Source organism: Henriciella sp., assembly GCF_029936995.1.
Lineage (GTDB): Bacteria > Pseudomonadota > Alphaproteobacteria > Caulobacterales > Hyphomonadaceae > Henriciella.
Window position 1 is genome coordinate 220,038 of the sequence record NZ_JAPYRE010000001.1, and the last position, 13,848, is coordinate 233,885.

The following is a 13,848-nucleotide window of genomic DNA, read 5'->3' on the forward strand; positions in this document are numbered from 1 at the left end:
ATGAAACGTATCATAGCGCTCCTCCTTCCCGTACTTGTCCTTGTTGGCCTGGTGGCTGGCGGCTTCGGGATCATGAAGCTGTTCGAGCCGCCTGTCGAAAAGGCTGAAGAGGAACCGCGCGGCCTCTCTGTTTTCGCGGAAGCTGCCGAACAGACCGATCTCCAGCTATCGGTGAATGCGCAGGGCGAAGTCCGCCCGAAACGCCAGATCGTCGTTGCGCCGCAGATCTCCGGCCGGATTTCCTTTGTCTCACCGGACTTTGTCGATGGGGGCTTTATCAGGAATGGTCAGGTGCTCGTAAGACTGGAGTCGGCGGATTATGAGCTGGCCGTTGTGCGTGCCCGGTCTGCCGTGGCGTCTGCCGAGCAGGCCCTGGCGCGTGAGCAGGCGGAAGCCGATATCGCCCGGCAGGACCTTGAAGAGCTTGAAATCGAGGATGCGAGCCCGCTGGCCCGCCGCGAACCACAGCTTGCTGAAGCACAGGCCAATCTGGAATCTGCCAAGGCGCAACTTGCCGATGCCCGTCTTGCGCTGGACCGTACGGCCGTGACGGCGCCCTTCTCTGGCCGTGTGCGCGAGCAGGTTGTCGATATTGGTCAATATGTCAGCCCAGGCCAGTCGCTCGGGACGATTTTCGCGACCGATGTGGTCGAGGTTTCGCTGCCATTGTCGGATGAGGACCTGGGCAGGGTCGGCCTGCCGCTCGCTTTTGCGGAGACGGCTGACAATCCTGGTCCCGAAGTCACCTTCAGGGCCAATGTTGGCGGCAAGCCGCGTGAATGGCAGGGCCGGGTGAAACGGACATCGGCTGCACTCAATCCGCAGACACGGCTGATCAATGTGATTGCAGAGCTGGAAGACCCGTATGGCGAGGGCTCGGATGATGGCGCGCCGATGGCGCCGGGCCTCTTCGTGAGCGCCGCGATCGAGGGGCAGTCGCTTGAGAATGTCGTCAGGATACCGCGTGCTGCGCTGCGCGGTGTCAACCAGGTCTTTATCGGTGACGGGCCGGCCGGGAAACTGGACATCCGGACTGTCGACCTCGTCTTCAGCAATAGTGATGGTGCTTATGTCCGCGAGGGGGTCGAGCCTGATGAACTGGCGATTGTCTCGCCCATCCAGGCCGCTTTTGACGGCATGAATATCCAGGTTGTTGAACGTATGCCTGACGGATCGCTGGAGCCGCGTACCCCGCGTCCGGGTGCCGATGATGAAGACGCCGATGACGATACCGCAGCACTCGCGGCGGGCGAGCTTGAGGGGGCCTCCCAATGAACGGACTAGTCGCCTGGTGGGCGCGCAACAGCATTGCAGCCAACCTGCTCATGATTGTCGCCTTCGTAGGCGGTGCGTTCGGATTTCTGAGCCTTGAGAAAGAGGCCTTTCCCGCAGCAGACTTCAACGGGGCAAGCGTTTCGATTGCCTGGCCCGGTGCATCTCCGCAGGATGTCGAGGAACAGATCGTTGTCCGGCTTGAGGAAGTGGTCGCCGATATTGACGGTCTGAAGCGCATGACGGGCACGGCCCGTGAAGGCGTGGGATATGTCAATCTTGAGACCAATCTCGATGTCGACGTCGACGAGTTTGTCGACGAGGTGAAGCGGCGTGTCGATACGATTTCCAACCTGCCGCAATCGAGTTTTCCGCCGCAGGTCACGCGCTGGCGCGCCAACAATACCTATATGGGCCTGGCCCTACACGGGAATGTCGACCGGCAGACGCTGAAATACTATGCCGATGAGGTCCGTGACGAGATTGCCCTGATCGAAGGTGGCGAGCTTGCGCAGGTGCAGGGCACTCTGGATGAGGAAGTCTCGATCGAGGTCTCAGAAGAGGCCTTGCGCCGCTACAACCTGACCTTTGCGGAAGTCGCCAATGCGGTGCGCAGTTCTTCCCTGAACTCATCCGGTGGAACGGTTCGCACCGATACCGGCACAGTCGCCCTCCAGGCGCGCCAACTCGCCGACACACGAGAAGAGTTCGGCAACATCGTCGTGCGTGAGACGCTCGATGGCGGCACAATCCGGATACGCGATGTGGCTGAGGTCGTGGACGGCTTTGTTGACGCAGAGATGGATGCGACATTCGACGGCGAGCCGACAGCCTTCATCATGGTCCGTCAGCCGGAAGTCATGGACATTGTTGCCTATTCCGATGCCATTCAGGATTACATGGAGCGCGCCAATAGCGGGAATGGCCCGGATGCGCTGCCACAGGGGATCAGGCTCGACCTGCTGTTTGACGATTCGGAAGTCTACAAGGGGCGGATGAACACGATCAGCTCGGCGGCGACCCAGGGCATGATCCTTGTTCTGATCATTCTCATCCTCTTCCTGCGTCCGGTCGTCGCCTTCTGGGTCACGATCGGTATCGGGACCGCCTTTGCCGGGGGGATGCTGATCCTGCCACTGTTTGGTGTTTCGCTGAACTTCCTGTCCCTGTTCGCTGTGCTTCTTGTGATTGGTGTGGTTGTCGATGATGCGATCATCGTCGGCGAGAATATTCACAAGGAGGTCGAGAGCGGGCGACGCAAGGGCCTCGACGCGGCCACCATCGGGACCCAGCTGATGCTCAAGCCGGTGATGTTCGGCGTCATCACGACGATGATCATGTTCGCGCCGTGGATGTTCCTTCCCGGTCCGGAGCGTCAGTTCACCCAGCAGATCTCGTTTGTCGTCATCGCGGCGCTGACCTTCTCGCTCATTGAGTCCATGCTCATTCTGCCGGCGCACCTGTCGCATATGGGGCCGCAGCGGTTTGATGGCCCGGCCGGCAAGCTGCTGAAGCTGCAACAGACGATTGCCGACAGCCTGCTGACCTTCGCCCACAGGATCTACAAGCCTGTGCTCGAGATGGCTGTCAAATACCGCTATGTCACGCTTGCGGTCTTCACATCGACCTTTGTCTGGGCCGTAATGCTTCTGACCACAGGTATCCTGCCAATGCGGGTCATGCCCGATATCGAGGGCGACCTGATCCGGGTCGAGGTCGATCTGCCGGACGGCTCTCCGCAGTCACGGTCCCTGGATGTGCGTGACCAGCTTCGCTTCGCTGTCGAAGATGCCCGCGAGGTGTTGGCAGATCGTTATCCGGATCTCGACGAGTCCCTGATCGCCAGTATTTCCATCGTCGCTTCCGAAGGTGAGGTCCAGTCATGGATCGGCCTCATGCCGGCTGAGGACCGCCCGACAGGTGTCAGCACCAAGATGATCACGGACGAGGTCCGTACCGCGTTCGGGGATGTTCCCGACGCAGAAGAAGTGAACTTCTCCTACACGATCAATGATTCCGACAACTCGATCCGGTTTGCGATCAATCATGATGATCTCGACCTGTTGCGCCAGGCTGCCGAGGAAGTGAAGGCGCAACTGGCGACCTATGAACAGACCTATGACATCGGGGACAATCTTTCCTCGGCGGCTGAAGAGGTCCGTATCGACCTGAAGCCCGGTGCCACGACCATGGGCATCACGCTCAGCGACATTACTTCACAGGTGCGGGCGGCCTATTACGGTATCGAGGCCCAGCGCCTGCCGCGTGACGGCGAGGATGTGCGGGTCATGGTGCGCTATCCCGAAAAGGACCGGCGGTCTCTCGACAGTCTTCAGGACCTGCGAATCCGTACGCCCGACGGACGCGCGATTCCGCTGACCCAGGTGGCTGAGCTTTCATTCGAGCCGGGTATCAACCGTATCCTGCGGCGCGAGCGGATGCGCTCTGTTACTGTCTTCGCCGACCTGGTGGGTGATGGGACGCGCGGCATCATCACGGCTGACATGGAGCAGAACTTCTGGCCGGAATTCGCCAAGAAATACCCGCAGGTTACCCGCGGCGCGGTTGGCGAAGCCGAATCTGAGCAGGAGTTCTTCCAGGACATTGTCCGGCTTTACGTGATCGCATTCGTGCTGATGTACATATTGCTCGCGATTGCCTTCCAGTCCTATTCCCAGCCGATCCTTCTCATGATGGCGATCCCGTTCGGGTTTGCCGGCGCAGCCTTCGGGCATGTCGCGTTCGGCGTGCCCATGGCACTGTTCTCCATGTTCGGGATCGGCGCGGCAGCGGGTGTTGTCATCAACGACAACCTTGTCCTGGTCGATTATATCAACCGGCGGCGAGCAGAGGGCGCAGGGGCGCTGCAGGCCATTGTCGATGCCGGTGTGTCGCGCTTCAGACCCGTGCTCCTGACATCAGTCACGACCTTTGTCGGTATCCTGCCGATGATTGCGCAGAAGTCGGTGCAGGCACAGTTCCTCAAACCCATGGTGGTCTCGCTCGGCTCGGCCGTAGCCTTTGCCCTGTTCGTCTCCCTGCTGATGGTCCCGGCGCTTTACGCGGTGGGTTGCGAGGTTGGCCGGATTTTCCGCTGGACATGGGGCGGGCTGCCCTATCGCAGGATTGGTGAAAGCTATGAAGGCGATGTCCATATCGATGAGGAAGAGCTGATCGGTACAAGCCGGGGCGCGCGCCCGCAGCCTGCGGAATAAACTTCCAGAGATGCGACAGTTTCCCGGGTGGATATTCTGATCCGGCGTGCGATAACGCATTCAAAATCTATGAGGAGACCCAGATGAAAAAACTTCTTGCCGGTACAGCGGCGATTGCGTTGCTGAGTGCGTGTGCCACAGCGACCGATGAGGCCACGACACCTTCCGCCGACGCGCAGGCTTCAGCCGCACAATCGGAGATGGCTTCGTCGTCTCCCGCCAAGCCTGACCGTATGGTCGAGACGACATCGCCGGACTATTGGGGCGAGTGGGGCATTGATACCAGCGTCATGGACCGGGATGTCGACCCGGGCGACAATTTTTTCATGTACGTGAACGGCGACTGGTTCGATGAGTTCGAACTGCCGGCCGACAAGGTACGCTATGGCGCATTCGACCTGCTGCGCGAAAAGTCCGAGCAGCAGAAGAAGTTCATCATCGAGGACCTGGCAGCAGAGACACCGCCCACGGACACCTCCGAAGGCAAGGTGGCAGCCTTCTACAATGCTTTCATGGATACAGACAGCATTGAAGCGGCCGGGCTTTCTCCGCTGCAACCCTATCTGGCTGAAATCGATGCGATCGACAGCCGTGATGACCTCGCCAGAACGTTCATGAAGCCTGGTTTTTCCTCGCCTGTGAACGGGTTTGTCTGGGTCGATGACAAGAACCCCGATGACTACGTCTTCCAGATGTCGGTGGGCGGACTCGGCCTTCCTGACCGCGAGTATTACCTCAAGGATGATGAGAAATCCGAGGATATCCGCGCAAAGTATCTGGATTTCCTTACCTTCATGCTGACACAGGCCGGTTATGAGGATGCGGGCGCGCGTGCCAGTGATGTGCTCGCGCTTGAGACCGAGCTTGCCAGGCTCGACTGGGACCGGGCACTGAGCCGCAACCCGGAACTGACCTACAACAAGATCACACGCAGCGAGCTTGAGGATATTGCAGGTGCGTTCCCGCTTGCCGCAGCTCTTTCGCAGCTGGGTGTCGATGGCGAAGCGGAATTCATCGTTTCCGAACTGCCGCCAACCCAGGAAGAGATTGCTGCGGTCGGCCTTTCGCAGGAAGATCTCGGCAAGCTGGGCGCTGGTCTGCCTGCGGCTTTCGAACTGGCCAATTTGGCTGAGCTCGAGACGTGGAAAGCCTATCTCAAGGCGCACCTGATCAGCAATTTTTCTTCTGTCCTTCCGAAGGAAATCGATGATGCCGATTTCGCTTTCTACGGCACGGTGCTGAACGGCCAGCCTGAACAGCGCCCGCGCTGGAAGCGCGCGGTTTCAGCTGTCGAAGGGGCGCTTGGTGAAGCAATGGGCAAGGTCTATGTCGACCGCTATTTCCCGCCGGAGAGCAAGGCCAAGATGGATGCGCTTGTTGCCAATCTGCGCACGGCCATGCGGGCCAATCTCGCCGACCTGGAATGGATGAGCCCGGAAACGCGCATCAAGGCGGAAGAAAAGCTCGACAAGTTCAACCCGAAGATCGGCTATCCTGACGAGTTCGAGAGCTATGATGGCCTGACCGTTTCGGACAATGCCTTCCAGAACGCAATGAATGCTGCGGCCTGGCAGCTTCAGGACAATCTCGACCGGCTCAATGAGGAACCGGACCGGGATGAGTGGTTCATGACGCCGCAGACGGTGAATGCCTATTACAATCCGAGCTTCAACGAGATTGTCTTCCCGGCTGCGATCCTTCAGCCGCCCTTCTTCAACGCCTCGGCCGACCCGGCTGTGAATTACGGGGCTATTGGCGGCGTGATCGGTCACGAGATGGGCCACGGTTTTGACGATCAGGGGTCGAAGTATGACGGCGACGGTGTGCTGTCGAACTGGTGGACCGAGGAAGACCTGGCTGCCTTCAAGGAGCTCGGCGACGGGCTTGCCGAACAGTACAACGAGTACTGCCCGCTTGGCGAAGGCGAGCCTTGCGTGAATGGCCGTCTGACGCTGGGCGAGAATATCGGCGATCTCGGCGGTCTCTCGCTGGCCTATCGCGCCTACCAGTTGTCCCTGAATGGTGACGAGGCCCCGGTCATTGACGGGCTGACAGGCGATCAGCGCTTCTTCATGGCCTGGGCGCAGGTCTGGCGGGCGAAATACCGCGACGAGGCAAAGCGTAACCAGCTGCTTACAGATCCACACTCCCCGCCGGAGTTCCGTGTGAACGGCGTCGTACGCAACTTTGACGAATGGTATGAGGCGTTCAACGTTACTCAGGAGGATGAGCTCTATCTTCCTGATGAAGAGCGTATCCGTATCTGGTAGTCTTGAATCGCAATGGTTCGGATGGAAAGGGCAGGTGCAAACCTGCCCTTTTTTCATTCAGCAAACCGCATGCGGATTATAAAAACCCGTTTATCAGTCTTCACAGACCCGCCCTTCCTGGTGTTTGATCCCGTCCTGGGTTGCTTGATGAGGGTTGGACGATGCCATTTCCAAATGCTGTGCAGGCGTATTTCGACAAACTCGATGACCCGATGAAGTCCGTTGCAATTGCTTTAAGCGAGGCGGTGCACAGGCAGGGACCTGCTCTTAAGGCGACACTGGCCTGGGGTGTGCCATGCTGGCTGGGGACCGAGCGGGTGGTTTCCGTGGTCGCGCACGGGCGGCACTGTAATCTTCAGTTATGGTCTGGCGCCCGGCTCGCTGATCAGTATTTCGGCCGTATCGAGGGAAGTGGCAAGGCTTTGCGCCACGTGAAGGTTCGCGCAGTCAGTGACATAGACGACGAGCTCATCGATATCATCGACCGGGCGGTACAGCTCGACCAGACGGCGCCGGTCAAGGTCCGGTAACGTCACGGCCCGGTTGGCTGTCAGGCGGCGTTGTCCAGCGGCTGAAGCGCCATGCCAGCCAGATAGGCTGTGGCGATTACGGCAGCACCGGCCAGCGTGTTGACGCCAAGCTTCTCGAAAAGGCGTCGTTTGAACGTATCGACGGTATGGAGAGACAGCTCCATGCGTTCGGCGATCTGACGGAGCGGCAGCTCTTCAAGAATCAGATTCAGTGTCTCTATCTCGCGTTCGGAAAGACCGAGATCGCCAGGCACGAGCTGCCGGCTCGGAGCGTATTCGAAGCGGCCGATCCGGCGGGCCCCGGACGTCGTCATGGAGGAGGTGATGCGAGTCAAACTTATCCGCTTCCTTCTTGGGTCATGAGAGACATCTCAGGATATCTGCCCGAAAGTTAGAGGTCTTTGAGCGCGCGCGGGAGTTTCATACCGTTACATGGATTCAGTCGCCGGACAGGCAAAATGTAACATCGGCGTGTTGAGAATATTCTTTATAAGATACAGGGTATTGTCTTGTCAGCATGCAAAATCGTTTTCCGATTGTCCCTTAAATACGTTACATTCACGAAAGTGTTCTCACGCAAATGCGTGACACCTGAGAGGGCAGGGGTGGATGTATCCGGATCGTGATCAGGTCGAGACGCAATTAGCGCGCATCCTCTCCAATCACCGGTTTGCCGGATCGCCGCGGATGAGTGAGCTCCTGGTGTATCTCGTCAGGGCCGAGCTGCGTGGCGAGGCCGAGAATATCAAAGGCTATTCGATTGGCGTTGATGTATTCGGCAGGCCAGCGGATTTCGACCCATCCAGTGATTCCATCGTCAGGGTACAGACAGGACGCCTGCGGCGTTTACTTGAAAGCTATTACCTGAGCGACGGCGTGAATGACCCTGTTCACCTGGAAATACCGAAAGGACAGTACAGGCCGGTCCTGCATCTCCGCCAGAGCCCACCAGAGCCCCACCTGGAGACGCCTCCCGAAACGGCAAAGATAAAGACTGATCAAGCCACTGAGCTGCCCGGAGGCGGCCGGCCGGCTCTGCCTGACCGGTTCTGGTTCGCTGTGCTCGCTGCTGTTGTCCTGCTCGCGGTGACTGTCAGCTATTCGGTATTCAATCCTTTGCCAGGCCGTGCCGACAATGAGGCCGCAGGGGCTGTGAGCGACCGGATCAGTCTTGCTATCCTGCCGCTGAAAACAAGCAATGATCACGGGCAGGCCGGATTTGTTGCCGAGGGGATCAGCAGCGAACTTGTCAGTACGCTTACACGTATCCCTGCGCTTGATATCAGTTCGCCTGCGGCTGCGGCATCTGTTGACGGGGACAGGGATGAGAGGCTGGCGGCAATAGGTGAAGCACTGAAAGCCGACTATGTGCTTGAGGGAAACCTGCAGCATGTGGGGTCTCATTATCGCGTCCAGATCCAGCTCTCCAATACCAGGACGGAAAAGACGATCTGGGCGGACGTATATGATCGCAATGATGAGGATGTCTTCGATATCCAGGATGAGATCGTGCTCGCGCTTGCCGCAGAGCTGCGCCCGCAACTCGTCGCGGCAGCCAAGCAGGCGATCGCCCTGAAGCCGACAGCGCGCCAGTCGGCCTGGGAACTGTATCTGAGGGCTACATGGTCGCCCGGATCGGCTGTCAACAGCCAGGCCTGGGAAGCCGAGCGGGCCGAACTCGCTGAACGCGCGCTTGAGGTCAAACCCGGTTTTGGGCCCGCACACTCCGTCCTTGCCGACAAATACGCCTATCTTGCCAATCTTCTGCCTGAACGTGATACGCCTGAACAGCGCGCGTCGGCGAGCTTCCATGCCGAGCAGGCACTGGACCTTTCTCCGCAGGATCCGGACGCCCTGTTCAATGCCGGAATTCACTACTGGCACATGGGGAATATTGAGCAGTCACAGGAAATCATGGGGCGGGTGCTCGAGCTCGACAGGAGCCATCCGCTTGCGCGGTTCCTTGTCTACATGTCTCCCTACACGTGCCGGGAGGTGCCTGAGGAAGCCATCGCTAGACTCGCTGCATATGATGAGAGTCTGTCAGCGGACAATCCTGTGCGCTGGGTCACACAGGCCTGGCTTGCGCAGTCCTATCTCAACAACGGGGATAATGGGGCAGCGATCGAGCATGCACGGGCCGCCGACCGCATATTCAGAACACCTGAAACGACCTATCGGCTTGCCGCAGCCCTCGTTCAGGCCGGAGAACCTGACGCTGCAATTTCCATGGTGGAGGCCCAGAAGCGCTCATGGCCGGACCTCGACGTACATCACTATGCCGTAGAAGCCATAACACGGCGTTGTGAGCGATCCCCCACTGGTGAGGAGATCACGCGTATATATTATGAGATGGCCGAGACGGTGGAGCCGCCCGTATAGGTGGATAAGAAGCCTTATTGCGTGATATTGCGAAGGGCCTGTGACGTGCCCCATAGGACTGGACTCTGAAAAGCCTGAAGATGCGCAAACATTTCATCCTGACCGCCCTGACAGCCTTATTGCTCCCCATATGGACGGGGGGCACTGCGTCTGCCCAGGATATCAATCCGAATGATACATTGCAGGCGGTAATCCGGCATGGCGTCATTCTCAATTCGCAAGGCCACTCCATTCCGATTACCTACCGGGAGGACGGGACCTATAGCGGGGAAGTTTCCGGCGTCACGTTTTCTGGTAACTGGCGTCTCAAGCAGGAAGCGCGGATGTGTACTTCATCCAGCCTTTCACCGCTTGAGACCTGTGCCTACTATCCAGAGGGCATGGCGCCGGGTGATACATTCGAGGTGACGAGCGCAACGCTCGGGCTGATACGGATCACGATACGGGAAGAGAGTTCAGACCGTTCATGACGTCTCCGCCGGGAACCGTACAGTAACGGTCAGGCCGGGCCTGCTATCCGATAGAGCGAGGCTGGCTTCGTGGCGTGCCGCGATACTCGCCGCCAGGCTCAGGCCGAGGCCGCTACCCCGGCTGGTTCGGCTCTTGTCGAGGCGGTGAAAGGGCTTGAGAACATTCTCCCACTCGTTTGGTGGTATGCCCGTCCCATCATCGCGGACTACCATGACCGGCTGGCCATTTTCTGATCCACAAGACAATTCGATATGCGTGCCGGCTCCATTATGCGTCATCGCATTCTCGATCAGGTTGGAGATAAGTTGCGCAAGCAGCTGTCGATCTCCCGGTATTGTAGCGGGCTTCGTATCCTTGAGTTTAAGGTGTTGATGGCATTCGGTGGCAGCGGGTTCATAGGCTGTCACGATCTCCGACAGCAATTTCTCCAGCGCGACAGGTTTATATTGCAAGGCAGCCTGGCCACTATCGAGTTCGGCTATCCGCAGCAAGGACGCAAATGTCCCCAGAGTTTCGTCAAGCAAGACAATCGCTTCTTCAATGCGGGTGCGAGTACCATGATCAAGCTGTTGCCGTGCAATGTCTTCCAGACGCTGGCGCAAACGGCCCAGCGGAGTTCTCATGTCGTGTGCGATATTGGTCGAGACGTGACGCATGTCATGAACAAGGCCTTCAATGCGATCAAGCATCCGGTTGATGGTGATGGCGAGCCCGTCGAACTCGTCACCACTGCCAGTTGTCTGCATTCGCGCGGAAAGTTCACCCTGTCCGACCTGGTCTGCAGTGCGTTTCAGCCGTTCGACGCGCCGCAGAAAACGCCTGCTTACGAGTGCGCCGGAGATGATGCCCAAGAGTATAATGGGCAAGGTCACGAAGAGCATTGTGTGTCGAAGCGCGGCTGTCGTCTCGCGGATACTTCGTGTGTCGGCAGCTATTCCGAGCCAATATCCATCTTCGAGAGGCGTGGTCAGAAGGATGAGGTCGCCGGCACCATCGCGGCGCACGCGGCTCCACCCTGGTTCGCTGCCGGTTGCGAACCTGTCGAAAAGGGTCACGCCTGCCGGATTCTGAAGCGTATATTGCAGACGAGCACCGGGATTGCGTTCCAGGCGTTCACTGATGTCATGACGAAGCTCGTCAATGCCATCGTCTCTGTAGTCACCTAGCAGCTGTCGCGTTTCGGCGGAGACTTGGTCACGCAGCTGGTCCTCCATGTCGTCTCGCACATTGAAATAGACCAGAAGATTGATGGCCAGCATACCAGCGATAAAGACGCCAGCGGCCAGCAGGGTAAGGCGCACACCTGTCGATTTGAAAAGCCTATTCATGATCGTCGATCATGTAGCCGGCCCCACGGATAGTTTTTATGAGCTCAGCATCCGCACCGCGATCGATCTTGGATCGAAGACGGCTGATATGAGTTTCCACGATGTTTGTTCTCGGATCGAAGTTGAAGTCCCAGACATTTTCAAGAAGCATCGTACGGGTGACGACCTTCCCCTTGTTGCGCATCAGGTATTCAAGCAGGCGGAACTCTGTTGGCTGAAGGTCTATCTGTTTACCCGCGCGTGTGACGGAGCGTTTAAGCCTATCCATTTGCAGGTCGCCGGTCTGCAGGCTGGTGTCTGTTGTCGTGCCGGCAGAGCGGGTGCTGCGGACGAGCACGCCCACGCGCGCCTTGAGTTCAGCAAAGGCGAAGGGCTTTACCAGATAGTCTTCCGCGACCTCCAGCCCCTCTACACGGTCTTCTATGCCGTCAACGGCTGTCAGGAATATGGCCGGGATCTCATTGCCGCCCGCGCGTAACATGGTCAGAAGTTTCAGCCCGTCTGTCTGCGGGAGCATCCTGTCTATGATCAACGCGTCATAGGTAGAGTCTGTTGCAAGCATTAGCCCGTCACGTCCGTCAGCGGCATGATCTACGACATCGCCCGCTTCACGGAAGCCGCGAATGATATAGTCAGCCGTGTCACGGTCATCCTCGACAAGAAGCAGGCGCATCAGAGCCCTCCGGCAAGATGCCCCGTTACTGTTGAAGCAACGGGGCAGGTTACGACCTTCGGCGGGGTCTAGTCGTCGTGGTCTTCGCGGGAATCAATGACTTCGCCCGTGTTACCGTCAACCCGGACTTCATAAGTCTTCTGATTGGCGACTATGCCGACTTCAAACTCGGGAGAGAAAGAGTCGTCTTCGATCTGGGCCTCATAGGCTTGCCCGTTGGTGTGGGCTTCGGCTGCTGTAATGGCATCGGTCAGGCTGATCTGGGCTTCGCCGAGGGCCTTGGCATCCTCCACATCAGCAACGGCAAGACCTGCGGTTGCGGTTCCGCCGATCAGAAGGGCGGCAATAGCGCTACGAGCTGCAAGTTTCATTTGTGTCTCCTGTGTCAGGTTTCGCTCACCAGTTCTGAACTGGCGATTATCGTCCTGACACAGGGCACATGGCGGCAAGGTTGCCCCTACTATACAATTTCCCAATCTTGCTGGGCTAAGACCTAGAGACTTGGGTTGATGAGATATTTTTCGCCAGTCTTTTTCTCATTGTAGGCTTTGATCGTCTCCGGATCGAGCGCATCGCGAAGTGAGATCTCGGCGGTGTAATGGCTGGCAAAGGTTGTCTTGAGCTCATCCATGACCCGCTTGCGAAGCCGTGCACGGCCTTCGGCGCCAATCTTCTGCAGGAAGTAGGTCAGAAGGTAGCCACTGGCGCCCCAGGCCATGCCGACGCCCGGCGGAATGGTCGTCGGGCTGAGGTCGAGCCGGCCATAGATGTAGACCTGCTTGGGATCGGCAGAGCCATATCGGCTGAATTCCTGTCCCTTGCTGGCGGCAGCTTCCATCGCAGTGAGAATCTGGCCGGCGAGCGGACCGCCGCCAATCGCGTCGAAGGCGACAGTGGCCTTGGTCTCTACCAGTTTGTCGATCAGCTCTTCCATGAAACGGTCGCTGGTCGAATTCACGATATGTTTGGCCCCGATCTCACGCAGGATTTTTTCCTGTTCGGGCTTGCGTACGATGTTCACAAGATCGACTCCATCGGCGATGCAGATCTTGTTGAGCATCTGCCCCAGATTGGACGCCGCAGCGGTATGAATAAGGGCCTTGTGACCTTCCATACGCATGGTTTCGGGCATGGAAAGCGCGGTCAGCGGGTTGACGAAGCAGGACGCCCCGTCGCGCGCACTCACGCCTTCGGGAAGCTCCATGACCTGTGCGACGTTGAGCATCCGGTACTGGCCGTAGAACTCGCCGCCAAGTCCGGTCACCTTCTTGCCGACAAGAGCTTGTGCGGCGGGGGACTTGCCCGCTGCGACAACTGTGCCGGCGCCTTCATTGCCAACCGGCAGGGACTGGCCGAGGCGGGCAGCCATGGCACGCATGCCCGCTTTCGGGATATCTGCTGTAATGGCCGGGCGGTCTGCAGTTCCGGTGGCGCGGGCGGTCGAGAGGTCGGCTGCGCCGACAAGCAGGCCAAGGTCGGACGGGTTGATCGGCGTGGCTTTGACCTGGATGAGGATGTCGTCATCGCCAGGCTGGGGGATATCTACCTCGGCAAGGGAGAGTTCAAGCTCTCCACTTTCCTTGACCAGTGAACGCAGTTGCAGGCCGGTATCCGGAACACTTGCAGCCATATTTCTCTCCCTTTCAGTGTAATTCGCTATCTTCATAAAGGGCTGTCCGGCCCGGGCGCAAGAACCGTCATCGACAA

Annotated in this window: 11 protein-coding genes; 6 read left to right on the forward strand and 5 right to left on the reverse strand. The window is 58.5% G+C overall.

Annotated elements, in window-relative coordinates; all coding sequences use genetic code 11:
- The 4 genes from Q1K31_RS01110 to Q1K31_RS01125 all read left to right on the forward strand — a co-directional run bounded on the left by Q1K31_RS01110 (nt 1) and on the right by Q1K31_RS01125 (nt 7,287).
- Nucleotides 1-1,275, forward strand: coding sequence for an efflux RND transporter periplasmic adaptor subunit (locus tag Q1K31_RS01110; RefSeq protein ID WP_300375804.1), 1,275 nt, complete (start codon nt 1-3; stop codon nt 1,273-1,275).
- Nucleotides 1,272-4,487 (forward strand): efflux RND transporter permease subunit, encoded by a 3,216-nt coding sequence (locus tag Q1K31_RS01115; RefSeq protein WP_300375806.1) that lies wholly within the window; start codon nt 1,272-1,274, stop codon nt 4,485-4,487. The genes Q1K31_RS01110 and Q1K31_RS01115 overlap by 4 nt, the downstream gene beginning before the upstream one ends.
- Nucleotides 4,488-4,570: 83 nt before the next feature.
- Nucleotides 4,571-6,757, forward strand: a complete 2,187-nt coding sequence (locus Q1K31_RS01120; RefSeq protein WP_300375808.1) for a M13 family metallopeptidase — start codon at nt 4,571-4,573, stop codon at nt 6,755-6,757.
- 161 nt (nt 6,758-6,918) lie between these two features.
- A complete protein-coding gene (locus Q1K31_RS01125) occupies nt 6,919-7,287 on the forward strand; it encodes a DUF1801 domain-containing protein (protein WP_300375810.1) in 369 nt (122 codons plus the stop codon).
- Nucleotides 7,288-7,307: 20 nt separating this feature from the next.
- Here Q1K31_RS01125 and Q1K31_RS01130 read toward each other — a convergent pair whose 3' ends face one another.
- Nucleotides 7,308-7,622: a response regulator transcription factor gene (locus Q1K31_RS01130; RefSeq protein ID WP_300375812.1), complete on the reverse strand. Its 315-nt coding sequence runs from the start codon at nt 7,620-7,622 to the stop codon at nt 7,308-7,310.
- Between the two features lie 274 nt (nt 7,623-7,896).
- On the opposite strand from Q1K31_RS01130, the gene Q1K31_RS01135 reads away from it, so the two are divergent.
- Both Q1K31_RS01135 and Q1K31_RS01140 read left to right on the forward strand, forming a co-directional pair.
- A complete protein-coding gene (locus Q1K31_RS01135) occupies nt 7,897-9,669 on the forward strand; it encodes a hypothetical protein (protein ID WP_300375814.1) in 1,773 nt (590 codons plus the stop codon).
- An 80-nt stretch (nt 9,670-9,749) separates the two neighbouring features.
- Nucleotides 9,750-10,139 (forward strand): hypothetical protein, encoded by a 390-nt coding sequence (locus Q1K31_RS01140; RefSeq protein WP_300375816.1) that lies wholly within the window; start codon nt 9,750-9,752, stop codon nt 10,137-10,139.
- Here the strand turns inward: Q1K31_RS01140 and Q1K31_RS01145 are convergent.
- The 4 genes from Q1K31_RS01145 to Q1K31_RS01160 form a co-directional block, all read right to left on the reverse strand.
- The gene (locus Q1K31_RS01145; RefSeq protein ID WP_300375818.1) at nt 10,134-11,468 is read right to left on the reverse strand and encodes a HAMP domain-containing sensor histidine kinase; all 1,335 of its coding nucleotides are present in this window, start codon (nt 11,466-11,468) and stop codon (nt 10,134-10,136) included. The genes Q1K31_RS01140 and Q1K31_RS01145 overlap by 6 nt on opposite strands.
- On the reverse strand, nt 11,461-12,141 hold the full coding sequence (locus Q1K31_RS01150; protein ID WP_300375820.1) for a response regulator transcription factor: 681 nt from the start codon (nt 12,139-12,141) through the stop codon (nt 11,461-11,463). The genes Q1K31_RS01145 and Q1K31_RS01150 overlap by 8 nt, the downstream gene beginning before the upstream one ends.
- A 68-nt stretch (nt 12,142-12,209) precedes the next feature.
- Nucleotides 12,210-12,512, reverse strand: coding sequence for a PepSY domain-containing protein (locus tag Q1K31_RS01155; protein ID WP_300375822.1), 303 nt, complete (start codon nt 12,510-12,512; stop codon nt 12,210-12,212).
- 122 nt (nt 12,513-12,634) lie between these two features.
- Nucleotides 12,635-13,771: a zinc-binding dehydrogenase gene (locus Q1K31_RS01160; protein ID WP_300375824.1), complete on the reverse strand. Its 1,137-nt coding sequence runs from the start codon at nt 13,769-13,771 to the stop codon at nt 12,635-12,637.
- Between the last annotated feature and the right edge of the window lie 77 nt (nt 13,772-13,848).